Below are 24,499 nucleotides of genomic sequence, written 5' to 3'. Positions count from 1 at the left end.
CTCGCGCGACCGCAGCCGTACCGCCCCGCCCTGTCAGCGCTCCTTGGCGCCACGGCCCAGGCGCAGGGCCGAGAGGAGGAAGAAGACGCCGCCGGGGATCGCGTAGCCCACCGCGCTGGTGAGCATGGGGTCGTCCGCCCCGGCGGATGCCACGAACGTCACCCCGGCCAGGACCGAGATGCCGCCGCTGAGGATCATCGGCCACTGGCCGCCCATCTTGCGGCGGGGGACGGCCACGATCAGCTGGACCAGCCCGGACACGATCGCCCAGGCGCCCCATACGCGCAGCACCGCCGGGATGCCGGAGGCGCAGGCGATGCCCACGCCGATGGCCGCGATCAGGCTGACCGCCATGTTCACGTAGAGCAGCGTCGGCGATCCCGCGGTGCGCGACGCCCTCGCGTCGACGACGGCCGCCCCGACATCGAACAGGGGGTAGAGCACGAGCAGCACGGCCGCGACCGGACTGATCCTGTCGGTCGTCGTGAACATCACGAGGGCCCAGACGAGAGCGAAGACGAACCGGACGAAGTAGAGACGCCGCAGGGCGGACGCCGTGGTGATGATGCCTGACGGAGCAGCGATAGCGCTCACGATGTTCCTTTCGGTGAACACGCGAAGGGAGGCGCTGTTCCCGCGGTCGACCGACTCGATGAGACCGGCAGCGCATTCGCGAGAATGAACGTTCTGTTCTCCATAGACTGGCAGGGATGCGCCGAGCCGTCAAGACCGAACGTTCTACCCGTTATGATGGCGGCATGGTGCGCAGCGAATCCGAAGGCCGACCGTCCGAAGCGCGGAACCGACTCCTCGCGACAGCCAGCCGGGTGTTCTACGCGGAGGGCATCCACAGCGTCGGCGTCGATCGCATCGTCGCGGAAGCACAGGTGACACGGGCCACCTTCTATCGTCACTTCCCCAGCAAGGAGAGCCTGGTCGTCGCCTACCTGGAAGCGGCGGACCACGTCATGCGCGAAAGGGCCGCCGCGGCCGTCGCCGCCGGTCTCCCCGCGGCCGACACCGTCCGGGCTGTCGCCTCGGCCATCGGTGAGGACATCCGGTCCCCCGGCTTCAGGGGGTGCGCGTTCCTCAATGCCGTCGCCGAGTTCCCGGACGCCGATCACCCGGTGCACCAGGCCGTCCTGGCGCACCGCCAGTGGTTCCTGGACACCGTCACCGAGCTTCTGTCGAAGATCGGCGAGCGGCCCGCCGAGCCCGCCGCTCGCCACTTCGTGATGCTGCGGGACGGCGCGATGGCCGCCGGCTGCCTCTCCGCTCCGGAGCTGGTGTGCGAGACCTTCCTGCTGGGGGTGGAGGGACTCCTCGAAGCGCACACCGCCCCCACCCGCTCGAAGCCGTCCGCCTGACAGAACCGAGGCGCGCGCCTCGCCGGGCCCGGGCGCTCACGTCTGCGGGTTCGCCCCGGACGAGGCGCCCCCGCCCGGTCCGCCTGGTGGGGGCGAGATCGAGCGAGAGAGTGCGGACGGTGGCGCTGGGCGTGGGGGTTCTGATCCGGTCAGCCGCACACCGATGGCGTCGCTGCCCGGAGGGCCTGACGGTGCAGGGCGTCCAGATCGGCCAGTACCGCGCCCGAGGTCGTCGACCATGCGAGTTCCACGGAGCATGCGGTGGGCCTGTCGCGAAGTTGTGCGGTGGTGCCGAGTTCGTGCAGCAGGTCCGCGGTGAGGCGGTCGAGGCGTGCGCGGATCACGGTGAGATCCGGCCGCGTCGTGGGGGCTTGCCGCGGGTGGGCAGTCCACCGCGCGAACAAGCCCTTCTGCACGACCTTGCTCGCCGTGATCTGGTCGCGGAAGAACGCCACCGCCGCTTCAGGCCGCACGCCATTGGCATGGGCCTGTTCACGGACCCGGTCGAGGACCTCGCTCTCCCTCGCGGGATCGTCGATCGGCGAGTCGGTGCCGAACTTGGACGCCGCCACGTCGTCACTGACGCGAATCCGCTCGATGACCAGGTCGGTCAGCGGGCCGAGTGCGCCGAACGGTGCGCTCGCCCCGGCCGTGCCGGCGAGAGCCGCGACGTTTCCGTGGGGCTCCGCCGCGAGAGCCTGGGGGGCGGTCAGGGCCGTCGTGGCCACACACAGCGCGGCGAGCACGGCACCGCGGGCGACATTGGTACGCAGGTTCATCGATCTTCCTCACATGTGTTTCTCGCAGCGGGCGCGCGGGACGCTCCCGCACGCCGGAACCAGGGAGCAAGCGCGGCGCGGCGGGTTCACCGCGTGTCGCGCGCGGCTTCCTCGATCATGTGCGTGACCTTGTCCGCACGGCTGATCATCACCGCGTGGGAGGCATCGACCTCTTCGGTGTGCGCACCGGCCCGCTGTGCCATGGTGCGCTGGAGACGTGGGGCGATCGCGTGGTCCTGGCGGGTGATCAGGTCCCAGGAGGGAATCGACCGGAACGCTTCTTCGGCGCTGGGTTCGCTGACCGCCCTGATGTTGGCCGGCCGCTGGGTCGTCGCCAGGTCGGTGGCGGTGGTCTTGTCGACGTCGCCGGCGAAGACCTCGCGGAAGTGGGCCGGGTCGATGGACACCTCCGTACCGTCGGGGACCGGGGTCTCCACGAGGGGGATCGGCGGCGTCGACTGGGCGGCCAGGTCACCGACGCTCTCGCCCTTCACGGGGATGAAGCCGGCGATGTAGACCAGCGCCTTGACATCGGGGTCCGACACCGCGGAGTTGGTGATCACGGCGCCACCGTAGGAGTGGCCGACCAGCACGACGGGACCGTCGATGGTGGCGAGGTAGCTGGAGACGTAGGCGGTGTCGCTCGTGAGTCCCCGCAGGGGGTTGGCGAGGGCGCGGACCGGATAGCCGTCCGCGCGCAGGCGTTCCACCACCCGCGTCCAGCTGGAGGAGTCGGCCCACGCGCCGTGGACGAGGACGACGGTGGGTTTGGGCGTGGAGGGGCCCGCGCCGGTCGCCTGCGCCACTCCCGGGGCGCTGGTGGCGGCGAGGAGCGCCAAGGCGCCGGCGGTGAGGGCGACACGGCGGGGGATGCGAATACGCATGAGCGGCCTTTCGGCTGGATGGGGTGCGAGGTCAGGTGTGCGGGTCGTCGGAAGCGCGGACGGAGCGGGGCGCGCGCGTCGTGCGGTGACTCGTGGAACGGGGCACGCGATCGCTCCGCTCTCCGCGACTTCCAAGGGAGAACGTTCGGTATTGCCATTAGACAAAGGGGGTGACGCTCTGTCAAGACCGAACGTTCTCCCTCTCTCCCTCGTCACGCTGATGGACCACCACATCCGGCTCGGGCGCCCGCTTCCGCGGAGGGGGTGGCAAGTGAGGCGGCGTTCGGCAGCGGCCGACGGATGGACAGAGAGAGGCGCGGAGCGGCACCGTAACGCCCGATCCGCCGGGGTGACCACTTGCGTGATCACCGCACCGGCAGTCGTGTCCGCCCCGGTCCGCGTCGTGCTCGTCGAACACGCGGGCGAGCTGGGCCCCGAGCTGGGTGCCGGACCGCGTCCGTACCTCACCGAAGCCGTGCGCGGGCTTGGCGTCGAGGAGCGGCTCGGCTCCACCGTGGAGCGGTACGAGGACGGTGTCGTGCGCCTCGCGGACGGTGAGACGATCCCGGCCGCGACCGTCGTCTGGTCCGCCGGGATGGCCGCCGGCCCCCTGACGAAGCTCGTTCCGGGCAAGCGCGACCGGATGGGACGTCTGGCCGTGGACGAGTTCCTGCGCGTCGTCGGAGTGCCCGGGGTGTACGCGGCGGGCGACACCGCCGCCGCCGCCGAGGCGGGCGAGGGCCACCTCGTGATGCAGAGCTGTCAGCACGCGGTGCCGCTGGACAAGTTCGCGGGCCACAACGTCGCCGCCGGGCTCCTGGACGTCGAGGAGGTGCCTTTAGCAGCGGCCCCCTACGTCACCTGCCTCGACCTGGGGCCCGCGGGGGCCGTACTCACGGCGGGCTGGGACCGCCGCGTGGTCCAGCTCACGGGCCCGAGGCCAAGGAGATGAAGCAGCGCGTCAACACCGAGTGGATCTACCCACCGGTCGACGACGCCGAGGCGATCATCGGTCTCGCCGGCTACCGCACCATCTGGCCGACCGACCAGGTGTCCTGAGGAAAGACCGGTGCGGGGAGCCGGACGGCCAGGGGGTGCCGGGCCCGCGCGGCGGCGGCACGAAGGCCGCTCCCGCGAGCCCGGCGCCCCCACACCCCGGGGACGCCGCCAACGGCCGATCCCCACGGAAGATCCCCCGCGGGCTACGGCCGCGTGGCGGCGATCCGCGCGACCGTCGGCACGCGGGCAGGGCGCTGGCCGTCGTCAACGCGCCGCTGAGAGGTGAGCAGGGGCTGACGCCCGGAGGGCGCGGGTTCAGGAGCGCGGGGTGGCCTCGATCTCCAGCCAGGCGCCCGCGCCGGCGTTGGCCGTGGTGCCCTTGGCGAAGAGCTTCCAGCCGCCGGCCGTGGGGTCGACGTTGAGTCCGTCGATGTAGAAGGTGTCGCTGCTCGTGTTGTACCTGCCGAGCACGCTGATACCCGTCTGCCTGCCCCCGCCGTAGTTCACGACGTTGAAGGTCTGGCAGGTGCCGCGGGCGACGGTGGCCGTGCCGACGCCCTGCTGGTCCTGCTGGGCGGTGTTGAAGACCAGGAAGGCGTCGTAGTTGCCCTGGGCGCAGAGCTGCACCCGGCCCGCGCCGATGGCCGCTTGGGCCGAGCCGCTCGACAGCAGGACACCGGCCGCCACGGCGGCTCCGACGACACCGGCCGCGGCACGCCTGGACAACGACTTGGAGTTCATGCGACACGCCTTTCTCGGCATTCCCGGAACCTCCGGGTGGACACAAGGTATGAGGTGTGAGGAGCCGGAATCAAGATACGTGTTTTGGACGCACACCTGTCTGGAAACGGGCCCTGGCCGGGGACGTCCCGGCCGGTGAGAGGCACCCGGCAGGACCCCGCATGCACGCCAAGCCGTCAAGCGGCCCACGGAGAGACCGATTCGGGGAGACGGTTCCTGCCGCGCCCCCGTACGTGCCGGGACATGTGCACATGTTCCTTCGCTCACACATACCGGTGGTAAGGTACGTTGCTGATTCCGCCCCAGGTCGGGCACTGTCCCGTCGGCGTCGGCGCACCGGATACCGGCACGGCTCGGGCCATCACTTGGGTGGTCGCCGCGCGCCGCCCCTCATATGTCCCGGCTGACGCCCGGGCGGGACCGGCTTTCCCCAGCACCGCCGCGTCACCACGCGTTCCGCGCGCCCGTTCGGAAGGACCCTCCATGACGTATCCCCCCGCGTCCCCCTCTGCGGGAGATCTCCCCGCACGTCCTGCGCACAGCGGCGAGAGCACGGGGTCGGGAGGGTGCCGCGAGCCCGCGGCGACGTTGACGGGTGGGCCCATGAGGGCCCCGTCCTCCGCTCGCGGCGTCAGCCCACGCGGGGCGCGGGCGGTGCGCTCCCCGGGTGACCGTGCCCGGCTGTTCGCCGCGTACGAGGAGGCCGCCCGCGAGGACCCCGCCGGGACCTGGGACGCGTTCCGCGCGGAATGGAACTGGGCCGCGTTGCTTCCGCACGCCATTCCCCTGGTGTCCGGAGGCGTCCGCCCGGCCGCCGGTCCGGTGCCCGGGGGTCACCGCGTCACCGGCACGTGGCGGCTGCCGGACACGCCGGCCTCCGCCTCGGGGGCACCGGGGCACGCGGGCGGGGCGGGGCCCGCCCCCTGGCTCGTGCTGCCCCTGCCCGAGGGGACCGCGGCGCCCGGAGACCCGGACCTGTTCGTCACGCCGCTCGGCCCCCTCCGCTCCCCCAGCCGCGACCTGGCCGAGGACGTCCCCACCCCCGTACTGGCCGACGACGTCGTGCAACTCGACGACCTCCACGTCGCGGACGGGCTCGCCGCGTACTCCGGCGCCACCGCGCTGCGCCGGAGCGACGCGCTCTTCCTCGCCACGGCGACCGCGGGGATGGCGCTCGGCGCCTCGGGCCGGATGGTCGCGGCGCTCGCCGCGCTGGACCCCGCCGGCCCGCTGGACCGGATCGCCGCCCGCCTCCGCGGGCCGGCGCCCTCCTCCCCCGCCGCCGTGGCCGCCGAGCTGGAAGGCCTGTTGCACGCAGAACGCCTGGGATTCACCGCGGAACTCCACAACGTTCCTGGCCGGGGGCGACTGGTGGTCCTCGCCGGTCGCGCGCCGCTCGATGTCAGGGTGTCGAGGGCCGCCGCGCTGGCCCGGCATGTCGCGGCGACGGTGTACGAGTGCGCGCTGCCGTTCGCCGTAGGGGCGTCGGCCGGGGACGACCGGCTACGGGCGGCCGGAGGCGGCCGGGGAGCGCACCCCTTGGAGTCCCTCGTCGTGGACTGCGCTCCGGTCCTTCAGCACCTGCGGCTCACGGTCGACCTCGTGCGGGAGGTTGTCGCGGAGGGCCGCGCGGCGGCCGGGCAGGGACCGGTGGGTCCGTAGGGGCGTCGAGCGACACCCTTTCCGGCGGTGATGCCCGCCCGGGCTCAGGTGAGTGCGGTCTGCTGCCGGGCGCGGTAGGCGGCGGCCTTGACGCGGTTGCCGCAGGTGCGCATGGCGCACCACTCGCGGCGGTGGCCCCGGGAGCGGTCGAGGTAGACCTGCGTGCACTCGGGGCGGGCGCACTCGCGCAGCAGGTCCGCATCGGGACCGCCGAGGAGTTCCACGGCCTCCCGGGCGAGCGAGGCGAGCCCCTGGGCGACGGAGCCGGTCCGGATGGCGCCGTCCCGGCCGAGGCGCAGCCGTACGGGCAGGCCGATCGCCTGCTTGTTCAGCGTGGTGACCGCCTTGCTGGGCAGTTCCTCGCCCCACAGCCGGGCGGCGACCAGCGCGTAGACAGCCTCGCGCAGGTCGACGGCGACGGCGAGGTCCGTCTCGTCGGCGCCCGGCGGCAGGTCCATCATCCCGGACTCGACGAACCAGTCGTCGAGCAGTGCGGGGGTGGCCAGCTTCTCGGCGGGCGCGGCGTTGCGCCGGGCGCGCAGGGTGCCGACGAAGTCCAGAGGCAGGGTGCCGCAGGGAAATGCATGATTCACATCACCATACTGACGAGTGACAGAAGAATGTGCAATGCCCCCGCTCACAGGGGACGGCGCCCTCCCTCGCCCCCCGGGCGGTGAGAAGTCAGTCCGTGGGTTCGGCGAAGTCGTCGCACAGCGAGGTCAGGAAGCCGTCCCAGTCCAGTGCTCGGCCCTCCGCGTGCGCGGGCACGCGGACGTACGTGGCGGCGAGCCATCGCGACACCGCCCGGGCCGGCAGTTCGAGCAGGGCGCTGGACTGCCTGGACTCCAGCCGCATCCATGCGGCCCTCCCCTCCTCCCCCGGCGCCGCCCATACCCGGACGTCGCCCTCGCCGCTCTCGTCGTGGAGCCCGTGGCGGAGGAGTTCCCGGCCGATGCGCCAGGTCACGCTGGGGCCCCGCATGGGGCTGAGGGTCAGGGACACGACCATCGGCGCGGAGGGGTCGAACCGGAACGCCGCTCGCAGGGGCCGACGAGTACCGCCGTCCAGCACCCGCAGGACGACCAGGTCGAGAGCGGGCTTGTCCTGCTCGGGCGTCGTCTGGCGCATCCGGAGGCCGGACTGTTCGCCGTCCATGACAGTTTTCCCTTCGGCAAAGCGATGTCATCGCTACGACTGTGGTCGATGCGCGAGGGGTAAGCCATCAGTCACTTGACCGGGAGCGGGAATACGTCGTCCGCCCGCTCCGGGCGCCCCGACGCTCTCTGGGAGCGCCGCAGGAGCCCTCTCCGCACGCGGGAAGCCCCGCCGGGCGGGAGGCTTACGTACGTGCGTACGTCATTTGACTTGCCGAGCGGCGTGGCGGGGCGCGGGCTGCGTTGAGGCGGCGGGCGGGTCGGCGGTACGTCGGGGGGACGACGGGCACGGCACGAGCGCCGCGCCCGCGCGTTGTCGAGGACACCACGTTCTCGCGCCGCCGCGCAGCGTATCCGATGCGCCGTCGCCAATCAATCACACGTATCACCGATGAGGCCCGACGCATGTGTCCGCGTGGCCGCCCGCCTCCGCGTACGCCGGGAGGTGCCTCCTGGCGGCGAGGCGGCTTCCCCGCCCCGGCGAGTGATTGTGACGTGGATCACGTCTGCCGGATCGCACTTTCCCCAAGCGGCGACGTCATGCCGGTGTCAGCGAACCTTTCGTACCAGCATCGGAGCCACACATGACGCTCTCCGCCTCCCCCACTCCCCCCGCAGCCGGAGCTCAGGGGCCCCTCACGCAGGGCGCCCACTCCTTCGAGATCGGCGGTATCGCGCAGCGCTACCACGTGCACGGCACCGGCCCGGTGTGCGTGGCCCACTCAGGGGGTCCGGGAATCCACTGGGAGTACCTGCGCATGCCGCTCCTGGAGCGGCACCTGACCATGGTGTACGTCGAACCGATCGGCACCGGCGCCTCCGGTCGTCTCCCCTCCCACCCGCACGGCTACACGAGGGAGCGCTACAGCCTCTTCCTGCAGGTGCTCATCAACCGGCTGGAGGTGCCCTCGGTCCACCTGCTCGGCCACTCGCACGGCGCCTTCGTCGCCGCTCATCACGCGCTGCGCCGGCCCGAGCGCCTCGCCGGGGTGGTGCTGTACGAGGGCGCGCCGGTGACGGGGCCCGAGCATGGCGCCGAAGCCTCCCTGCGCGTCGCGGAGTTCGCACGGAAGTACGCCGGTCATCCGGGCCTGCCCGGAGTACTGGACGCCTTCGCGTCCATGTCCGCCCTCCACGACGACGCCTCCACGCTGGCCGTCGCCCAAGGCGTCCTGCCCTCGTACTTCGCGGACTACTGGGGCAACGAGGAGCACTACGCCCCCGTGCGCGAGGGGGTGCGCGCGGGATACGTCTCCGGGCTCGACGAGGACCTGCGACCGGAGGTCGTCGACGACCGCGCCGCGCTCAAGGAGCTGGCCGTACCGGCCTTGGTGGTGGTGGGCCGCCATGACGTGATCTGCGGGCCGCGCTGGTCGCAGGAGATGGACGAACTCATCCCCGACTCACGGCTGGTGGTCCTCGAACACAGCGGCCACCTGGGCCACGTGGAAGAGCCCGAGACCTTCGCGGCCGCCGTCCGCGACTTCGTCCGCGCCCACCCCACCGCCTGAGCCCCGCGTGGTGCCGAGACAGGGTCGCCTCTCTCGGCACCACGGGCTGGTCACGCCACCGCCTCACCACAGTCAGGTGTTCACACGCACTCGACGAACATGTTGATACGTGTGATGGGTTAGTCTCCTCGTATGCGTGTTCTCTTCTCCAGTACTCCTCAACACGGCCACCTCCTCCCCGAGTTCCCTCTCGCTCGCGCTTTCCGGGACCGGGGGGACGAGGTCGCGTTTCTCACCTCGGCCGGTTTCGCTTCGCTGTTCGCAGACGAGGGCTTCACCCACTTGCCGGTGGGGCCCGAAATAGACGTGCTTCTGGCGGAGGCGGCGCGGCTGGCGGGTGTGAGTGATCCGACCCAGCCCAGTCCCGCGGCCGCCGCCGAGCTGTTCGCCAGTGCCCGTATCAATCTGACCGGTGACGAGGCCGTCGCCGCCGCCCGTGCCTTCGCGCCGGACCTCGTCGTCGTGGAGGGCACCGACTACGTGGGGCCCCTGGTCGCCGCGGTTCTCGACGTGCCCTACGCCAAGCTGGCGCTCGGGCCCGCGATCCCCGCGGAGTTCACCAGTGTCTTCGATGCGGTCGCCGCACTTCGTTACAGGGAACGCGGGTTGACGGTTCCCGCGCCCACCTGGAACCTCGACCCGTGCCCCGCCCTGCTTCAGGCCCCCGGCTGGGAGCCCCCGCGGGGACACCTGCCGATCCGGGCGGAGGCACACCGCGGGGCCGGAGCGCCGAAGACGGCCGCCTTCGTGCCGACCAGTGACCGCGCCAAGGTGCTGGTCTCCTTCGGTACGCACTTCACCGAGCCCGCCGTGCTGCGCCCGCTCGTCGGCGCGCTCTCCGCGCACGCCGATCTGGTGGTCGCCGTCGGGCTGACCGCGACGGCCGCGGACTACGAGGATGTCTCCGGAGGCGTGGAGATCGTCGGTTTCACGCCGCTCGCCGACCTCCTCGGCGGAGTCGACCTCGTCGTCACCCACGGCGGCGCCGGAACCACCATGGGGGCCCTCTCGCGGGGCGTGCCGCTCGTCGTCGTACCGCAGGGTGCCGATCAGTTCGTGCAGGCCGGGGCGGTGGCGGCGTCGCGCACCGGTGTCGCGGTGATGCCGCCTGCCGGGCCCGAGGCCGTGGCCGAGGCCGTACGGGAGGCGCTCGGCAACGCGGAGTACCGCGACAACGCTCGACGCGCGGCCGAACAGGTCGCCGCCGCGCCCTCCCCCGGCGAGATCGCGGAACGGCTGGCCGCGGCCATCGGCTGAGACGTCGGCGAACGCGGTACGGGGGCCGATCCGGATGTCCGGATCGGCCCCCGCTCGTCGTCGGCGGAGCGCGCTGAGGGCCACCGGGCGGGGCGTACTCCCGCGGCGGCCCCGCTCTCTGCCGGGTGCGAACGGGACCACTCGCGCCGGTTCACGTCAGAGTCCCAGGTCCAGGACGAGACACGAGTACGGGCTCCACGAGCCGTTCGCCCCGAAGCGGTCCGCGCGGAGCACGTCACCGCCCGGCGCAACCCGCACCTCCTGGCGCGTCAGATCGGCACGCACCCGTTCCGGAAGCACGCCGAACCGTGCCCGCCGGGCGGCGGCACAGGCATCGACAGCGGGTCCGGCATCGGCACCGGCAGCAGGAGTGCTGAGGCCGTCGTTTTCGCCGAGCGGTGGGGCGGTGTTGGTGGTGGTCATCGTCCACTCCTCGCGGGGGATGTGTCCGGGGGGCCTGTTGCGGGTTTCAGTGTGCACTTCACGCCGTAACCGGTCAATACAGTGACTTTAGAAACATGGCGAGGACGAGATGACCCCACTCACCCCTTGACGCCACCTCACACACGTGTCCACAATCATCACCGCTCTAAACGGTGATGGACGCATGACGATCCCCACCGCACGGCAACCAGCAACCAGCAACCAGCAACCAGCACGAGGAGACAGAGCAATGGGAACCAGCTACACCGGCGTGGTCACGGTGACGGGCGAGGGCCGCAACGGGGGCCGGGTCGAGGCAAGTGACGGTCTGCTCAGCACTTCCCTCGCCCTCCCGCAGGAGCTGGGCGGCGCGGGCGGCGCCACCAACCCGGAGCAGCTCTTGGCGGCCGGCTGGGGCGCCTGCTTCCTCGGCGCGCTGCGCAGGGCCGCCACTCAGCGGGGGACCCGGCTGAAGAGCACCGCGATCACCGTCGAGATCACTCTGACCCACGGCGACGACGGCGAGTTCAGCCTCTCCGCCATCCTCGGTCCGGAGCTGGGCGGCGTGGACCAGCAGACGGCCGACGAACTCGCGAACGCCGCCCACCAGCTCTGCCCGTACTCCAAGGCCACCCGCGGCAACATCCCCGTCACCGTCAACGCCACGGCCGTCGCGGCCTGAGCGTCCTGAACGCGCGCCCGCCCCGGCGCGGGCGCGCCCACCGGGACGGCCGCACGCCGGCGCCTTCCACCCCGCACGCCTCCACACGTACAGTCGACCGCACCCCGCGCACACCGACCGGTGGCGACACCACCGGCACCCACCCCGAGGACAGAGACATGCTGCTGGGCCTGGCCCTCCCCACCTTCGGTACCGACGCCCACACCGAGGGCATCGTCCACGTCAGCCGGGCCGCGGAGGAGCTGGGCTACGACTCCTTGTGGACCGGCGACCGCGTACTGGCCCCCCGCTCCCCCAGCACGCCCTACCCGAGCGGGGACGGGACGATGCCTCGTACGTACGAGAACCACATGGACCCGCTGACCAGCCTGGCCTTCGCCGCCGCGCACACCAGCCGGGTCCGGCTGGGCACGAGCACGCTCAATGGCCTGTGGCACCCGCCGATCATGCTCGCCCGGGCGCTGACCACCCTCGACGTGCTCAGCCGCGGACGTCTGGATGTGGGCCTCGGCCTCGGCTGGATGCCCGACGAGTACACCGCGGTGGGCGTGCCGTGGGAGGGGCGCGGGGCCCGGCTTGAGGAGACCCTCGACGTACTGGAGGCGTACTGGGCGAGTGAGGAATTCTCGCACCGGGGACCGCTGTTCACCGTGCCCGAGACCGTCGTGGGGCTCAAGCCCGAGCAGCGGCCCGGGCCGCCGGTGCTGCTCGCCGCGTTCACGCCCGCCGGCCTGCGCCGCGTGGGCAGGCGGGCCGCCGGGTGGCTGCCCGTGGCCATGCCGCTGCCCGCTCTCCTGCGCGGGTGGCAGTCGATCGTCGAGGAGGCGGGCCGGGCCGGCCGGAATCCGGAGGAGCTGCGCATGGCGCTGCGGGTGAATCCCACCCTGACGCAGGTGAAGGCCGATCCGGAGCGGGTGCCGGGAGCGGGCACGCTCGGCCAGTACATCGACTACGCGCGCGCCGCCGCGGAGGCCGGAGTGCACGAACTGTTCATCGATCTCGGCCAGACGCCCGCGTCCCTGGAGGAGCGTGTCGACATGGCGGGTCGCTTCCTTGAGGGCGTGCGCAAGGGCTGATCGGACGCCGGACGCCGGGGCTGGGCGTGCCGGGCCCGGAGCACAACGACACTCCCGAGGCGTACGAGCGCCGGCCCAGCCGTCGCCGGCCTTCGGCCGTGACCGCCCGGAACCCCACCGCGTGGGCGGCACCGCGCTGGACCTCGGTGCCGCCCACGCCGTTCATCCTGTGGCATCGGACTTCGAGCGTGTGCCACCGAAGTCCGGACGGCGCGGACCGCCCTCGATCACGGCGTCGTGCCAGGAAGATGGACTCTTTGCCCGGCCGGTCAGACGCGTCACGGACGTCCTGCACCTCGAAGCCAGGGGCGACCAGGTCCATGCGGCCGAACGTATGCGGAGCCGACCTCGACGAGGTACTGCGTTTCGCTGGTCTCGGCCGGCTGATGTTCTCGTCCGGCTCGCAGCCGACCCGTCGGGCGTGGCGCGGCGATAACAGCCCGCGATGGCACGGGACGTCGTCGGGGCCGGCCCGTCCCCGCCCCGGCGCCGGCCCCGACGACCCCGTTGGAGCGGGTTCGGGGGCGGGCGAGTGCGGGGCCGGAGACGGCCGTGACACGGGGTCGGCCGTCTCCGGGGTTTTCAGCGCCCGGGGGCCCGTGCGGTGACCTCCTGGAGGAGCCATTCATTGCCGTCGGGGTCGGCGAACGAGGCGAAGGTGCCGTAGCTGGGGCGGCCGGGGGCGAGACCCGGGACGCGGTGGGTGCCGTCGGCGTGGTGGAAGGCGCCCGTGGCGTCGTGGAAGGGGCCGTCGACGTCGATGCCGCGCGCGGTCAGCTCGCCGATCGCCTTCTCGATGTCGGTCACGATGAGGTGGAGCCCCTGCGCGGAGCCGGCCGGGGCGCTGGTCAGGCCTTCGCCGAAGATGACCGAGGCGGCGGAGCCGGGGGGCGTCGCCTGGACGATGCGGTATCCGTCCTCGATCGGGAAGTCGGCGTCGGCGCGGAAACCGAGCGTGCCGAGGTAGAACTCCTTGGCCTTGTCGACGTCGGAGACGGGGAGGACGACTACTTCGAGTTTCAGGTCCATGGCTGTGCTCTCGCTTTCGGGTGCGGGATCGGGACCGGTCAGCGGGTGGTGCGGGCCGCTTCCTCGATGACGCGGGTGACGAGGGCGGGACGGGAGACGGCGACGGAGTGGGAGGCGGCGACCTCCGTCACGTGGGAGTGGGCCCGCGCGGCCATGAAGCGCTGCGCGGCGGCGGGGATGTTGAGGTCGCGCGTCGTGACGACGTCCCAGCTCGGGATGGTCTTCCAGGCGGCGACGGTGGCCTTCTCCTCCAGCGCGGACTGCGCGACGGGCCGCTGGCCCGCTGCCGCGAGGGCGGCCTCGTCCCGGGGGACGTCCGCGGCGAACTGGTGGCGGAACTTGTCCTGCTGGATGTAGAGGTCGGTGCCCTGGCTGCCGTCGGGATTGGTGATGTTCACCGGGTCGAGGGCGTCGGGGAGGGTGGAACCGGGGAACATGTTCGTCAGTTCCAGGGCGGATTCGCCGGGGGCGGGCAGGAAGGCCGCGACGTAGACGAGGGCCTTGACGCCGGTGTCGTGAGCGGCGGCCTCGCTGATGACGGAGCCGCCGTACGAGTGGCCGACGAGGATCTTCGGTCCCTTGATGTGGTCGAGCAGGCCGCGCAGGGAGGTGGCGTCGTCGTGCGGGCCGCGCAGCGGGTCGGCGGCGGCGACGACGGGGTACCCGTCCGCGCGCAGCCGGGAGATGACGCCGTTCCAGCTGGAGGAGTCCGCGAACGCGCCGTGCTCCAGGACGACGGTGGGCTTGGGCTCGGCGGGGTGCGCGGCGCTCTTGACGGGCACGTCGGCGCGGGCGGTGCCGGCCAGGGCGAGAGCCCCGATCACGAGGCCCGCCGTCGCCGCCGCGCCGGCTCCCCGCAGCATCTTCCGCTCACCCGCGTCCTTGACCTTCTTCACGACAGTTCCTTTCGTCAGAGGTGCGATCAGCACACCGCGCCCCGTCACCTGTTCGGATGGTGACTAAATTGCCAGCCCTCACATCACCTGTCAAGATAGTGACGAAGGGAGGGGAACACGTATGCACAGCCGAAGACTGCCGTTCTCATCCCCGGCTTCACATCCGTCAGTTGACGGTCCACCGGTGCGGTCGGCTCGGCCGCAGTCACCGGGTCCGGGCGTAAGCCGCTCGCCGCCGGGAAAGCACCCGTTCGGCCCTGCCGCACCGCCGGCCGCGCGGGGACCGCACGGAACGCCTCTCGGGCACACCTGTGCCGCCAACGGCGTCACGTATGACCGTCATCTGACTGATGTACCGCGTCGGAGCGACGGGAAGAGTAGGGACGACAGCACAGCGCCGCGCACCACGCGGGGCACGACGTCGCAGCGCACGGAAGGTTTCAGATGATCAGCAGGCGCAACTTCAACAAGGCGGTCGGGCTGGGCACGGGGGCGGCCGCCGTCTCCCTGACCGGCCTGCCGGGTGTCTCGGTCGCGGCGCCCCCGCGACACGCCGGCAAGGCACCCGTCGTACCGACGATCACACCTGGCACGCACACCTCCTTCCCCGCGCTCAAGCAGGTCAAGGCCGGATTGCTGAACGTCGGCTACGCGGAGCTGGGGCCCGCGCGGGGGCCCGTGGTGATCTGTCTGCACGGCTGGCCGTACGACATCCACAGCTACGTCGACGTCGCCCCGCTTCTCGCGGAACAGGGCTACCGCGTCATCGTCCCGTACCTGCGCGGCCACGGCACGACGTCCTTCCTGTCCGCCCGGACGTTCCGCAATGCGCAGCAGTCGGTGATCGCGCTCGACATCATCGCGCTCATGGACACCCTGAAGATCCCCCGGGCGGTGATCGCGGGCTTCGACTGGGGCTCGCGCACCGGCGACATCCTGGCCGCCCTGTGGCCCGACCGCGTCAAGGCCCTCGTCTCGGTGAGCGGATACCTCATCACCAACCGTACGACGCAGCTCAAGCCGATCTCGGCGGCCGCCGAGCACACGTGGTGGTACCAGTACTACTTCGCCACCGAGCGCGGCAAGGCGGCGATGGAGAGCAAGGAGCACCGCCCGGAACTGACCCGGCTCGTCTGGGACCTCGTCTCGCCGTCGTGGGACTTCGACGACGCCACGTTCGCGCGCACGGCCGCGGCCTTCGAGAACCCCGACTACGCCGCCATCGTCATCCACAACTACCGCTGGCGGCTCGGCCTCGAAGAGGGTGAGCGGCGCTACGACCGTTACGAGACCGCGCTGGAGAGGGGTCCCGCCATCGGTGTGCCGACCCTCACGATCGACCCCCTCCTCGACCCCTTCACCGCACAGCCCGGGGACGGCAAGGGCTACCGCGAACACTTCACCGGGAAGTACGAACACCGCGCGCTGAACATCGGCCACAACGTCCCGCAGGAGGCCCCGACGGCCTTCGCCCAGGCCGTGGTCGACGTGGACCACCTCTGACCTACACCGCCGCCCCCCTGTAAGCCCTTCTGACGAGCCGTGGCCGGCCCTGCCCCCTGGGGCAGGCTTCGCCCGCCCCAGCAAGGCATCGTGGCACCGCTCCCACCCCTGCGTGCCACCGAGCGATGGCCGCCCGCGCGAGTGACTTGCGCAAGCGGCTGATCGCTTAAGGTGAGGGATCGAGTCGGCATGTCGAAGGGCGGGGCAGAGCGTCGCGCTTCTCTCGCGTCAGAGCCGTGGGAGGCAGCACGATGGACGGAGTGGATTGTCCGCGACACCCCGCGCCCACGCTCCTGCTCGGCCGTGAGGAGGACTTCGAACTCATCCGGTCCTTCCTCGACGACTCCGTCGTACGAGGCGCCGCCCTGCTCCTGACGGGCGAGGAGGGGGTGGGCAAGAGCGCGCTGCTCGACGCGGTCGCCGCCTCGGCGGAGGGCCGTGGCGTCCGCGTACTGCGGGCCGCTGGTGTGCAGTTCGAGGCGGACATCAGCTACGCGGGACTCAATCAGCTGCTCCTCCCGCTCTTCGGTTCCTTCCAGGACCTGGACCCCCTGCACCGCGACGCGCTGAGTGTCGCGGTGGGCATCGGCGAGGGCCCGGCGCCCGACCGGCTGCTGACCTCCACCGCCGTCCTGCTCCTGCTGCGCGCGGCCGCCGCGCGGTCCCGGCTGCTGCTCGTCGTCGACGACCTGCCCTGGCTGGACCGGGCGACGACCGCCGTCCTCGGTTTCGTCGCGCGACGGCTCGTCGGCAGCAACGTGGGACTGCTCGCGGCGAGCCGCGGCGGCGCGGACAGCTTCTTCGAGTCCGGCGGCCTCACCGAGTACCGGCTGCGCCCCCTGGACGAGCAGTCCTCGGCCGCTCTCCTCAGCCGGGTTCATCCCGAGGTCTCCCCCGCCGTACGGCGCCGGATCGTGGCCGAGGCGCGCGGCAACCCGCTGGCGCTCGTGGAGTTGCCCGAGGCGCTGACGGGGCGCCAACGGATATCGCTGACAGCGGTGCCCGCCGTCCTGCCGCTCACGCAACGCCTGCAGGCCGTTTTCGCCTCACGTGTCTCCGCCCTCCCCGCCGCCGCCCGCGAACTGCTCCTGCTCGCGGCCCTGGAGGCCACGGGGGACCTCGCCACCGTCGAGGCCGCCGCCACCGGCCGGGCCACGCTCGCCGACCTCGGCCCGGCCGAACGCGACCGTCTCGTGTCCCTCTCCCCCGGCGCGCGCTCGCTCTCCTTCCGGCATCCCCTGATCGCTGCGGCGGTGGTCGACCAGGCGTCTCTCTCGGACTGCCGCAGGGCCCACCGGGCGCTCGCCGAGGTCCTGCGCGACAAGCCGGAGCGCCGGGCCTGGCACCTCGGTGAGGCGGCGGCGGGACCGGACGAGGACGTCGCCACGCTGCTGGAGGAGGCCGCGCGGCACCGTTCGCGGCGTGGGGACGCGCTCGGCGCGGTGACCGCGCTCACCCGGGCCGCCGGGCTCAGTCCCGCCGCCGCGGACAAGAGCCGGCGGCTGGCCGAGGCCGCGTACATCGGGGCCGACGCCGGGGGTGAACTGGAGGACGCGTCCCGGCTGCTCGCGGGCGCCAGGCTCGCGGACGCGGCAGGTCGGGAGTCGCTGCACGCGGCGGCGGCCTCGGCGTTCCTGCTGATCAACAAGGACGGCGACATCGAGACGGCGCACCGGCTGCTCGTCGGCGCGATCGAGGAAGGGGACCACGGCTGGGACGCGAGCAACGACGCCCTGGTCGAGGCCCTGCACACCCTGCTCCTGCTGTGCTGGTACGGGGGCGAGCCGCGGCTGTGGCACCCCCTGCTCCGGGCCCTGGACCGGCTCCGCCCCGAGCCGCCCGAGCTGCTGTGGGTGTGCGCGCGGACCTTCGGCGACCCGGCGCGTACGGGCCCTGCCGCACTGCCGCGCCTGGAACGGCTCCTCGACTCGGTGGGCACCGATCCGACCCGGGTCGTCCGTGCCGGCGCCGCGTCGGTCTACCCGGACCGCCTGCCGGACACGCGGGCCGCCTCGTGGCGCCTGGTCGAGCAGGGCCGCTCCGGCACCGCCCCGGTACGCCGCCACCTCGGGGCCCTGATGCACCTGGGGCTCGACCACTACCACCTGGGCCGCTGGGACGAGACCGCGCGACTCGCCGCCGAGGGCGTCGCCCTGTGCGAGACGCACGACTACGGCTTCTACGCGTGGTACTTCCAGTACCTCCAGGCCATCGTGTCGGCGGTACGGGGTGACACGGCGTCGAGCACGGCGCTGACCCAGCGGATCATGCGGTGGTCGGCGCCGCGCGGCGCGCACGGCGCGCGCTTCTTCGCCTGCCACGCCAGGGCGCTGGCCGCCCTCGGCGGGGGCGACTTCGAGACCGCGTACCGCTACGGGGCCGAACTGAGCCCGCCGGGGACGCTCGCCCCGTACGTCCCGCACGCGCTGTGGGGCGCGCTGGATCTCGTGGAGGCGGCCGTGCGTACGGGCCGGGACACCGAGGCCGCCGCCCACGTCGCCGCGATGCGCGATTCGGCCATGTCCGCCCTCTCCCCGCGCCTGCGCCTTCTCGTACGGGCCTCCGAGGCACTCGTCACGCCGGGGAAGCCGGGCGCCGGTCTGTTCGCTGTGGCGCTTGCGGAGGACCAGTGCGAACGCTGGCCTTTCGAGCACGCCCGGGTGCGTCTCTTCCACGGCGAGCGGCTGCGACGCCTGCGGGCGACCTCGCAGGCCCGCGCGGAACTGTCGGCCGCGCTGGAGGTGTTCGAGGCGCTCGGCGCCTCCCCCTGGGCGGCCCGCGCCGCCTCGGAGTTGCGCGCCGGTGGCCACAGCGGGGCCGGCACCCCGAAGCCGGGACGGGTGGCCCTGACGGCGCAGGAACGGGAGGTGGCGACGCTCGCGGCGAGCGGACTGACCAACAAGCAGATCGCCGAGCGGCTCCTCCTGTCCCACCGGACCGTCGGCACCCACCTCTACCAGATCTACCCCAAGCTCGGCATCACCTCGCGGGCCGCGCTGCGGGACGCCCTCGACGCGAACGACACCACCTGAGCCGGGACATGAGGCGCCCTGCCCCATCGTGCCGCTCCGGGTCCGGAGAAACGTGTGTGCGGACGGCATCACCACAGGTCGGGCGAGCAGCGGGGCAGACCGCTCGGCGGGCACACCGTATGGTGTGTGTCGTGCGCCACGGCACGTCGGTGGCCACATGCTGTTGTGCACCACGGCACGTCGGTGGCCACATGCTCCGGTCCATTGGCAGGCCGGCCCGGGTCCGGCTGGCCTCGACACCACGGACGGCGAGAGCCCGAGGACGAACATGCAGCTGCACGTGAACCACTCGCCGAAGCCCGGCGACGCGGCCCGGTTCGCGGCCGACATCATCGAGATCGCAGCCGATATCAGCGGTGCCGAGCTGGACTACGGTCCCGCGAGCATCGCCGTGATCGAGGACATCGTCGACGGCTTCCGCGCGGACGGTGCGACGAGCGGTGAGATGGCGGACTCCCTGGTCGCCTTCGGCTGTTACGTCGGCGAGGTCCTGATCCGGCACGTCGGCGGCTCGTGGCACCGCACACCGGACGCCCTGCACGTGGTCCCGCTCGCGGTGCGCCTTCCCGGCCGGTGCGAGTGCCATCCCGTCGACTGGGTCTTCGGCCGTCTCGAACTCGGCTCCCGCGGCAGTATCCGTGAGCTGTACGCGGCGGCCGTCGCGTCTGTCACCGCAGAGGCGGACGGCTGAAAGCGGCGCACCGGCCCGGGGGCGGGCCGGTGTACGGTGACGACCGCAGGCAGCGGCCGGGAAGGAACCCGATGAACGTCCTGGACCGACCGGTCCGCAGCGCCCCGGGCCGGTTGATCGGGCGGGAGAGGGACCTGGAGTTCCTCAGGGCCCACTTCACCGGCTCCCCCGTCCACGGTGCGGCTCTGCTGCTGTCGGGCGAGGCAGGTGTGGGCAAGACCGCGCTGCTCAACGCGCTGGCCGCCGAGTCGGTGCGGACCGGCACGCGCGTCCTGCGGGCGAATGGCGTGGAGTTCGAGGCGGACATCCCGTACGCGGGCCTCAACCAGCTCCTCGTCCCCCTCTTCGACTCCTTCGAGCGGCTCGGTCCCGGTCACCGTGACGCGCTGCGCGTCGCGGTGGGCATCGGGAGCGGCCCGCCGCCGGGGCCCCTGCTGGTCTCGACGGCGACCTTGCTGCTGCTGCGGCTGATCGCCGCGGACACGCCCCTGCTCGTCGTCGTCGACGACATTCCCTGGCTGGACCGGACCACCATCGCGGTGCTCGGCTTCGTCGCCCGGCGGCTCGTCGGCAGCCGCATCGGTTTTCTCGCGGCGTCCCGGCTCGCCACGGACAGCGTCTTCGAGGCCAGTGGCATCAAGGAGTACCGGCTGCGCCCACTCGACGACGCGGCGGCGGCGGAGCTGGTGGCCCACACGTATCCCGGTATCTCCCCGAGCGTGCGCCGTCGTATCGCCGCGGAGGCGCAGGGCAATCCGCTCGCCCTCGCGGAGCTGCCCGCCGCTCTCGACACCGATCAGCGGGCGGCCCGGGCGGCCCTGCCCTCTGTTCTGCCGCTGGGCGAACGGCTCCACAAGCTCTTCGCCGACCGTGTCGCCGGTCTGCCCGCCCCCACCCGGGAACTGCTGCTCGTCGCGGCGCTCGACGGCACGGGCGACCTCGCCACGGTCGAGGCCGCACTGTCCGGGCGCGCGGGTGTCGACGACCTCGGGCCCGCCGAACGCGACCGGCTCGTACACCTCTCCACCGGGCCGCGGCGGCTGGCCTTCCCGCATCCGCTGATCGGTTCCGCCGTGGTGGCTCAGGCGACGGCGGCCGACCGCCGCCGGGCGCACCAGTCGCTCGCCGACGTCCTCGGCGAGCAGCCCGAACGCCGTGCCTGGCACCTCGGGGAGGCCACCGTCGCACCGGACGAGACGGTCGCGGACCAGTTGGCGCGGGCCGCGCGGTTGCGGCTGCGGCGCGGCGACGCCCTCGGGGCGGTGACGGCGCTCACGCGGGCGGCGGGGCTCAGCCCCTCGTCGGCCGACCGGAGCAGGCGACTGGCGGAGGCCGCCTACATCGGCGTCGACTCCGGGGGAGAACTGGCGGACGCCTCACGCCTGCTGGCGGGGTCCCGGCGCGCCGATCCGGGCGGAGACGAGTCCCTGTACGCGGCCGCCACCGCGGCGTTCCTCCTCGTCAACGAGGAAGGCGATTTCGACACCGCCCACCGGCTGCTGACCGGGGCTGTCGAGACGGGGCGGCACGGCTGGGACGCCTCCGATCCCGCTCTGGTCGAGGCCCTGTTCACGCTGATCATGCTGTGCTCCTACACCGGCGAACCGCCGCACTGGGAGAGCCTGTTCCGGGCCTTGGAGCGGCTCACGCCTCAGGCACCCGAGCTGCTGCGCGTGTGCGCGCAGACCTACGCCGACCCGGCGCGCACCGGCGCGGTGGGCGTACGGACGCTGGACAGGCTGCTGTCGGACGTGGGTCACGACGCGAACCGGCTCATCCGGCTCGGCACCAGCTCCGTCTTCGTCGACCGGCTGGCCGCTTCCCGGACGGCCTCCCAGCGCCTCGCCGCACAGGGTCGCGCGGGGGACGCCCCGGTCCGCTGGCACCTGGCCGCCCTGATCCACCTGTGTCTGGACTACTTCTCCACCGGCCGCTGGGCGGAGGCCACCGACCTCGCCGCCGAGGGCCTTGCCCTCGTCGAGGAGTACGGCTACCGCTTCTTCGCGTGCAAGTTCCAGTACGTCCAGGCCCTCGTCGCCGCGGCTCAGGGCGATACCGCCACGGTCGACGCGCTGGGCCGGGAGATCGACCGCTGGGCGGCCCCCCGGGGAGCCCACGGCGTACGGTCCTACGCGTGCCACGCCCGGGGCCTGGCCGCGCTGAGCGAGGGAGACTTCGAGTCCGCGTACCGGTACGGGGCGGAGCTGAGCCCACCGGGGACGCTCGCCCCGTACGTCCCCAACGCGCTGTGGGGTGCGCTGGACCTCGTGGAAGCGGCCGTACGCACCGGCCGGGACGCCGAGGCCGCCGCACACGTCGCCGCGATGCGGGACTGCGCGGTGGGCACCCTCTCGCCGCGGCTGAACATGTTGTTCCTGACGTGTGAGGCACTGATCACCCCCGGGGACGAGGCCTTCGCCCTGCTCGACCAGGCACTGGCCCAGCCGGGCCAGTGGCCCTTCGAGGCCGCCCGCGTCCGCCTCGTCCACGGGGAACGTCTGCGCCGTCGCCGGGCGCGGACCGAGGCCCGCGCGCAGGTGACGAAGGCGCTGGAGGCTTTCGAGGAGCTGGGCGCGCGCCCGTGGCAGGAACGTGCGCGGGCGGAGCTGCGCGCGGGCGGAGACACCACGCGGAGCGGCGCGGAACCGGGGCGCACGGTGCTGACGGCCCAGGAGTGGGAGATCGCGAGGCTGGCGGCGACCGGGCTCACCAACAAGCAGATCGCGGAGCGGCTCTTCCTGTCCCACCGGACGATCGGCACCCACCTCTACCAGATCTACCCGAAGCTCGGCATCAACTCCCGGGCGGCTCTGCGGGACGCCTTGGCGGCCCTCGAACCGTAGGGAGGGCTCCTGCGACGCAGGTGACAGCCGTAGACTCGTGCCCGCGCGAGCGCGTCCCTGGTCCCGCTCGTGAGCCTGTCAGATCCTTCTTCCTCGGCCCGCCGATTCCGGCGACCGCGCCGATCCAGAGCAGCAGCGGAAAGAGACGACGGATGCACGACACCTCAGAACGTCATCCGGACATCCACTGGCCGTCCGGATTCTCGCCCGCCGAGGCGCACAGTTTCCACCGGGCCCGGGCCGTCGTGCCGAGCCGCCCGGAACGGATCTTCGCCTTCCTCACCGACGCGGCCGACTGGACCAGCTGGGTTCCGGGCTGCGAAGGTGTGAGCACCGAGTCGTTCGCGCGGACCTTCGAGGCGAACTGGGCCGGGCAGCACTTCGAGGTCTTCGTGGGCGAGTACGTGCCACCCACCAGGCTCGGCTGGCTGTGGATCAGCACGAGCGTGCAGCTGTACCAGGCGTGGCTGTTCACCGAGGTGGAGAGTGGCACCGAGATCGTCGTGGAGAACGTCGTACGCGGCTCCGCACCGAAGGCGATCGACGCGGCTGCCCCGCTGTGGGCCCGGCGGCTGGACGAACTGTGGCACGGGCAGCTCGCGAAGATCTCGGAGAACGTCGGGCGGCCGGAGGCGGGGAGGGAGGCCTCCGGCGTGCACGAGTCGCTCAGCGCAGGGGACGGTAGGTCGCCCGCAGGTCGTTGATCCACGCCTCCGGGTTCTCGTAGGGACCGAAGTGGCCGCCCTTCTCATGGACGTTCACGGCGCGTACGTCGGCGTAGAAACGGCCGCCCCCGTTCTCGAAGATCTTCACGCGCTCCGCGGCCGTCTCCGCGCCGGGCGAGGAGTCGCCGAGCAGGAACGTGAAGCCGGCGGGGGCCCGCACGTAGGGCGTCTTGTCGTCGACCGGCTTCGGCGGGTACAGGCTCGCGTTCTTGTACGCGCGGATCGAGGTCCCGAGGGAGGCGGTGACCCAGTAGATCGTGGCGAAGGTCAGGATGTCGTCGACGGGCCAGTCGGCCTCGAAGTCCCCGTCGCGGTCGCTCCACGTCTTGTAGCGCTTGAGAATCCACGCGAGCATGCCGGCCGGGGAGTCGTTGAGGCCGTGGGTGAGCGTCTGGGCGTCCAGGGTGTGCGCTGCCACGTGTGAGACGTAGACGTTGTCGCGCCGCAGGAGCCGGGCGCGCTCCGCCGGCGGCAGGTCCTCGGTCCGCTGGCCTCCGGTGAGGTCCCAGAAGCGGTCGCCCTGGAACATCGTGGGGGGCATCTCGTTGCCGAGATGGATGCCGTGGAGCGAGTCGGCGTACTTGTGCCCCATCCGTGCGCCCACCAGCGCCCCGTAATCGGCCGCGCCGATCCCGTACTTCTCGTGGCCGAGGACTCCCGTCATGAGGTGGTGGAAGCGGTCCGCCATGTCCGCGTAGTTCTCGCGGGGGTTGGTGAGCGGGGTCGAGAAGCCGAAGCCGGGGAGGGAGACGGCGACCACCTCGAAGGCGTCTGCCGGGTCACCGCCGAAGGCGGCGGGATCGGTGAGCGGCCCGATCACCTTGTGCCAGTGGTGGTGGGTCCAGGGCCAGCCGTGTGCCAGGAGCAGCGGCATGGGGGCGGGGCCCGTTCCGCGTTCGTGGATGAAGTGCACGGGGGTGCCGTCGACGTCCACGCGGTACTGGTGGAACCTGTTGAGCTTCCGCTCCGCGGCGCGCCAGTCGAAGCCGTCGGCCCAGTACTCGACGAGAGGTCTGAGGTAGGCGGTGCTCAAGCCGTACCGTTCGTCCTCGTTCTCCGCGTCGGACGCGAAACGTGTGCGCCTCAGCCGGGTCCGGAGGTCGTCGAGGACCTCCTCGTCGATGGCTACGGTGAACGGGGGAACAGCAGGGCCGGAGGCGGTGGGATTCATGGGAGTCCTTCTTTCGTGAGGGAGGGGGGCGGGAAAGCTGGTCGACAGCTTTTGGATTCCTCGGTCCATTCATC

Annotated in this window: 22 protein-coding genes; 12 read left to right on the top strand and 10 right to left on the bottom strand. The window is 72.2% G+C overall.

Translation table 11 applies throughout. The annotated features are described in order from the left end of the window. Positions 1-33: 33 nt before the first annotated feature. Positions 34-594: a DUF308 domain-containing protein gene (locus ACIP4O_RS17970; protein ID WP_401575448.1), complete on the bottom strand. Its 561-nt coding sequence runs from the start codon at positions 592-594 to the stop codon at positions 34-36. Positions 595-758: 164 nt separating this feature from the next. Between ACIP4O_RS17970 and ACIP4O_RS17965 the strand changes: the two genes are divergently transcribed. After that, positions 759-1,367: a TetR/AcrR family transcriptional regulator gene (locus ACIP4O_RS17965; RefSeq protein WP_401575447.1), complete on the top strand. Its 609-nt coding sequence runs from the start codon at positions 759-761 to the stop codon at positions 1,365-1,367. A gap of 149 nt (positions 1,368-1,516) precedes the next feature. Here ACIP4O_RS17965 and ACIP4O_RS17960 read toward each other — a convergent pair whose 3' ends face one another. Both ACIP4O_RS17960 and ACIP4O_RS17955 read right to left on the bottom strand, forming a co-directional pair. Further along, positions 1,517-2,146: a chorismate mutase gene (locus ACIP4O_RS17960; RefSeq protein WP_401575446.1), complete on the bottom strand. Its 630-nt coding sequence runs from the start codon at positions 2,144-2,146 to the stop codon at positions 1,517-1,519. A gap of 86 nt (positions 2,147-2,232) precedes the next feature. After that, positions 2,233-3,030: an alpha/beta fold hydrolase gene (locus ACIP4O_RS17955; RefSeq protein ID WP_401575445.1), complete on the bottom strand. Its 798-nt coding sequence runs from the start codon at positions 3,028-3,030 to the stop codon at positions 2,233-2,235. 361 nt (positions 3,031-3,391) lie between these two features. On the opposite strand from ACIP4O_RS17955, the gene ACIP4O_RS17950 reads away from it, so the two are divergent. After that, on the top strand, positions 3,392-3,982 hold the full coding sequence (locus ACIP4O_RS17950) for an FAD-dependent oxidoreductase (protein WP_401575444.1): 591 nt from the start codon (positions 3,392-3,394) through the stop codon (positions 3,980-3,982). A gap of 362 nt (positions 3,983-4,344) precedes the next feature. Here the strand turns inward: ACIP4O_RS17950 and ACIP4O_RS17945 are convergent, their stop codons facing one another. Next, entirely contained in the window at positions 4,345-4,770 is a 426-nt protein-coding gene (locus tag ACIP4O_RS17945; RefSeq protein WP_401575443.1) for a hypothetical protein, read from the bottom strand. A 654-nt stretch (positions 4,771-5,424) separates the two neighbouring features. Between ACIP4O_RS17945 and ACIP4O_RS17940 the strand changes: the two genes are divergently transcribed. Then, entirely contained in the window at positions 5,425-6,432 is a 1,008-nt protein-coding gene (locus ACIP4O_RS17940) for a hypothetical protein (protein ID WP_401575442.1), read from the top strand. A 44-nt stretch (positions 6,433-6,476) separates the two neighbouring features. Here ACIP4O_RS17940 and ACIP4O_RS17935 read toward each other — a convergent pair whose 3' ends face one another. Beyond that, positions 6,477-7,025: a CGNR zinc finger domain-containing protein gene (locus ACIP4O_RS17935; RefSeq protein WP_401575441.1), complete on the bottom strand. Its 549-nt coding sequence runs from the start codon at positions 7,023-7,025 to the stop codon at positions 6,477-6,479. An 88-nt stretch (positions 7,026-7,113) separates the two neighbouring features. Then, complete coding sequence (locus tag ACIP4O_RS17930) at positions 7,114-7,587, bottom strand: SsgA family sporulation/cell division regulator (RefSeq protein WP_401575439.1); 474 nt, start codon at positions 7,585-7,587, stop codon at positions 7,114-7,116. A 583-nt stretch (positions 7,588-8,170) separates the two neighbouring features. On the opposite strand from ACIP4O_RS17930, the gene ACIP4O_RS17925 reads away from it, so the two are divergent. Continuing rightward, the gene (locus ACIP4O_RS17925) at positions 8,171-9,097 is read left to right on the top strand and encodes an alpha/beta fold hydrolase (RefSeq protein WP_401575438.1); all 927 of its coding nucleotides are present in this window, start codon (positions 8,171-8,173) and stop codon (positions 9,095-9,097) included. 132 nt (positions 9,098-9,229) lie between these two features. After that, positions 9,230-10,354, top strand: coding sequence for a glycosyltransferase (locus tag ACIP4O_RS17920; RefSeq protein ID WP_401575437.1), 1,125 nt, complete (start codon positions 9,230-9,232; stop codon positions 10,352-10,354). 156 nt (positions 10,355-10,510) lie between these two features. Here the strand turns inward: ACIP4O_RS17920 and ACIP4O_RS17915 are convergent, their stop codons facing one another. Then, positions 10,511-10,777, bottom strand: a complete 267-nt coding sequence (locus tag ACIP4O_RS17915; RefSeq protein ID WP_401575436.1) for a hypothetical protein — start codon at positions 10,775-10,777, stop codon at positions 10,511-10,513. A 250-nt stretch (positions 10,778-11,027) separates the two neighbouring features. Between ACIP4O_RS17915 and ACIP4O_RS17910 the strand changes: the two genes are divergently transcribed. Together ACIP4O_RS17910 and ACIP4O_RS17905 are read left to right on the top strand one after the other, a co-directional pair. Beyond that, complete coding sequence (locus ACIP4O_RS17910; protein ID WP_401575434.1) at positions 11,028-11,459, top strand: Ohr family peroxiredoxin; 432 nt, start codon at positions 11,028-11,030, stop codon at positions 11,457-11,459. A 158-nt stretch (positions 11,460-11,617) separates the two neighbouring features. Next, entirely contained in the window at positions 11,618-12,535 is a 918-nt protein-coding gene (locus tag ACIP4O_RS17905; RefSeq protein WP_361324854.1) for a TIGR03619 family F420-dependent LLM class oxidoreductase, read from the top strand. A 582-nt stretch (positions 12,536-13,117) separates the two neighbouring features. Here the strand turns inward: ACIP4O_RS17905 and ACIP4O_RS17900 are convergent. After that, on the bottom strand, positions 13,118-13,564 hold the full coding sequence (locus ACIP4O_RS17900) for a VOC family protein (protein ID WP_401575432.1): 447 nt from the start codon (positions 13,562-13,564) through the stop codon (positions 13,118-13,120). A 38-nt stretch (positions 13,565-13,602) separates the two neighbouring features. After that, positions 13,603-14,427, bottom strand: a complete 825-nt coding sequence (locus ACIP4O_RS17895) for an alpha/beta fold hydrolase (RefSeq protein ID WP_401575512.1) — start codon at positions 14,425-14,427, stop codon at positions 13,603-13,605. Positions 14,428-14,904: 477 nt separating this feature from the next. Here ACIP4O_RS17895 and ACIP4O_RS17890 point away from each other — a divergent pair, with 477 nt between their 5' ends. The 5 genes from ACIP4O_RS17890 to ACIP4O_RS17870 all read left to right on the top strand — a co-directional run bounded on the left by ACIP4O_RS17890 (position 14,905) and on the right by ACIP4O_RS17870 (position 23,233). Next, positions 14,905-15,963 (top strand): alpha/beta hydrolase, encoded by a 1,059-nt coding sequence (locus ACIP4O_RS17890; RefSeq protein ID WP_401575431.1) that lies wholly within the window; start codon positions 14,905-14,907, stop codon positions 15,961-15,963. 251 nt (positions 15,964-16,214) lie between these two features. Beyond that, complete coding sequence (locus ACIP4O_RS17885) at positions 16,215-18,995, top strand: AAA family ATPase (RefSeq protein ID WP_401575429.1); 2,781 nt, start codon at positions 16,215-16,217, stop codon at positions 18,993-18,995. Positions 18,996-19,263: 268 nt separating this feature from the next. After that, on the top strand, positions 19,264-19,686 hold the full coding sequence (locus tag ACIP4O_RS17880; protein ID WP_401575428.1) for a hypothetical protein: 423 nt from the start codon (positions 19,264-19,266) through the stop codon (positions 19,684-19,686). Between the two features lie 71 nt (positions 19,687-19,757). Then, positions 19,758-22,529, top strand: coding sequence for an AAA family ATPase (locus ACIP4O_RS17875; protein ID WP_401575427.1), 2,772 nt, complete (start codon positions 19,758-19,760; stop codon positions 22,527-22,529). Positions 22,530-22,681: 152 nt separating this feature from the next. Then, a complete protein-coding gene (locus ACIP4O_RS17870; RefSeq protein ID WP_401575425.1) occupies positions 22,682-23,233 on the top strand; it encodes an SRPBCC family protein in 552 nt (183 codons plus the stop codon). Here ACIP4O_RS17870 and ACIP4O_RS17865 read toward each other — a convergent pair. After that, positions 23,196-24,425 carry an epoxide hydrolase family protein gene (locus ACIP4O_RS17865; RefSeq protein ID WP_401575424.1) on the bottom strand — a complete coding sequence of 410 codons (1,230 nt, stop codon included), beginning with the start codon at positions 24,423-24,425 and terminating at the stop codon, positions 23,196-23,198. The genes ACIP4O_RS17870 and ACIP4O_RS17865 overlap by 38 nt on opposite strands. Positions 24,426-24,499: the final 74 nt, after the last annotated feature.

This window comes from Streptomyces sp. NPDC088923, assembly GCF_044749745.1.
In the GTDB taxonomy this organism is placed as follows: Bacteria; Actinomycetota; Actinomycetes; order Streptomycetales; family Streptomycetaceae; genus Streptomyces.
Note: the sequence above shows the minus strand (reverse complement) of the source record. Positions and strands in the feature narration are given on the sequence as shown.

Excerpts from the sequence above, each read along its gene's own strand:
- ACIP4O_RS17965 (WP_401575447.1), top strand. The coding sequence starts at position 759 with ATGGTGCGCAGCGAATCCGAAGGCCGACCGTCCGAAGCGCGGAACCGA.
- ACIP4O_RS17960 (WP_401575446.1), bottom strand. The coding sequence starts at position 2,146 with ATGAACCTGCGTACCAATGTCGCCCGCGGTGCCGTGCTCGCCGCGCTG.
- ACIP4O_RS17955 (WP_401575445.1), bottom strand. The coding sequence starts at position 3,030 with ATGCGTATTCGCATCCCCCGCCGTGTCGCCCTCACCGCCGGCGCCTTG.
- ACIP4O_RS17945 (WP_401575443.1), bottom strand. The coding sequence starts at position 4,770 with ATGAACTCCAAGTCGTTGTCCAGGCGTGCCGCGGCCGGTGTCGTCGGA.
- ACIP4O_RS17930 (WP_401575439.1), bottom strand. The coding sequence starts at position 7,587 with ATGGACGGCGAACAGTCCGGCCTCCGGATGCGCCAGACGACGCCCGAG.
- ACIP4O_RS17925 (WP_401575438.1), top strand. The coding sequence starts at position 8,171 with ATGACGCTCTCCGCCTCCCCCACTCCCCCCGCAGCCGGAGCTCAGGGG.
- ACIP4O_RS17920 (WP_401575437.1), top strand. The coding sequence starts at position 9,230 with ATGCGTGTTCTCTTCTCCAGTACTCCTCAACACGGCCACCTCCTCCCC.
- ACIP4O_RS17915 (WP_401575436.1), bottom strand. The coding sequence starts at position 10,777 with ATGACCACCACCAACACCGCCCCACCGCTCGGCGAAAACGACGGCCTC.
- ACIP4O_RS17910 (WP_401575434.1), top strand. The coding sequence starts at position 11,028 with ATGGGAACCAGCTACACCGGCGTGGTCACGGTGACGGGCGAGGGCCGC.
- ACIP4O_RS17905 (WP_361324854.1), top strand. The coding sequence starts at position 11,618 with ATGCTGCTGGGCCTGGCCCTCCCCACCTTCGGTACCGACGCCCACACC.
- ACIP4O_RS17900 (WP_401575432.1), bottom strand. The coding sequence starts at position 13,564 with ATGGACCTGAAACTCGAAGTAGTCGTCCTCCCCGTCTCCGACGTCGAC.
- ACIP4O_RS17895 (WP_401575512.1), bottom strand. The coding sequence starts at position 14,427 with ATGCTGCGGGGAGCCGGCGCGGCGGCGACGGCGGGCCTCGTGATCGGG.
- ACIP4O_RS17890 (WP_401575431.1), top strand. The coding sequence starts at position 14,905 with ATGATCAGCAGGCGCAACTTCAACAAGGCGGTCGGGCTGGGCACGGGG.
- ACIP4O_RS17885 (WP_401575429.1), top strand. The coding sequence starts at position 16,215 with ATGGACGGAGTGGATTGTCCGCGACACCCCGCGCCCACGCTCCTGCTC.
- ACIP4O_RS17880 (WP_401575428.1), top strand. The coding sequence starts at position 19,264 with ATGCAGCTGCACGTGAACCACTCGCCGAAGCCCGGCGACGCGGCCCGG.
- ACIP4O_RS17875 (WP_401575427.1), top strand. The coding sequence starts at position 19,758 with ATGAACGTCCTGGACCGACCGGTCCGCAGCGCCCCGGGCCGGTTGATC.
- ACIP4O_RS17870 (WP_401575425.1), top strand. The coding sequence starts at position 22,682 with ATGCACGACACCTCAGAACGTCATCCGGACATCCACTGGCCGTCCGGA.
- ACIP4O_RS17865 (WP_401575424.1), bottom strand. The coding sequence starts at position 24,425 with ATGAATCCCACCGCCTCCGGCCCTGCTGTTCCCCCGTTCACCGTAGCC.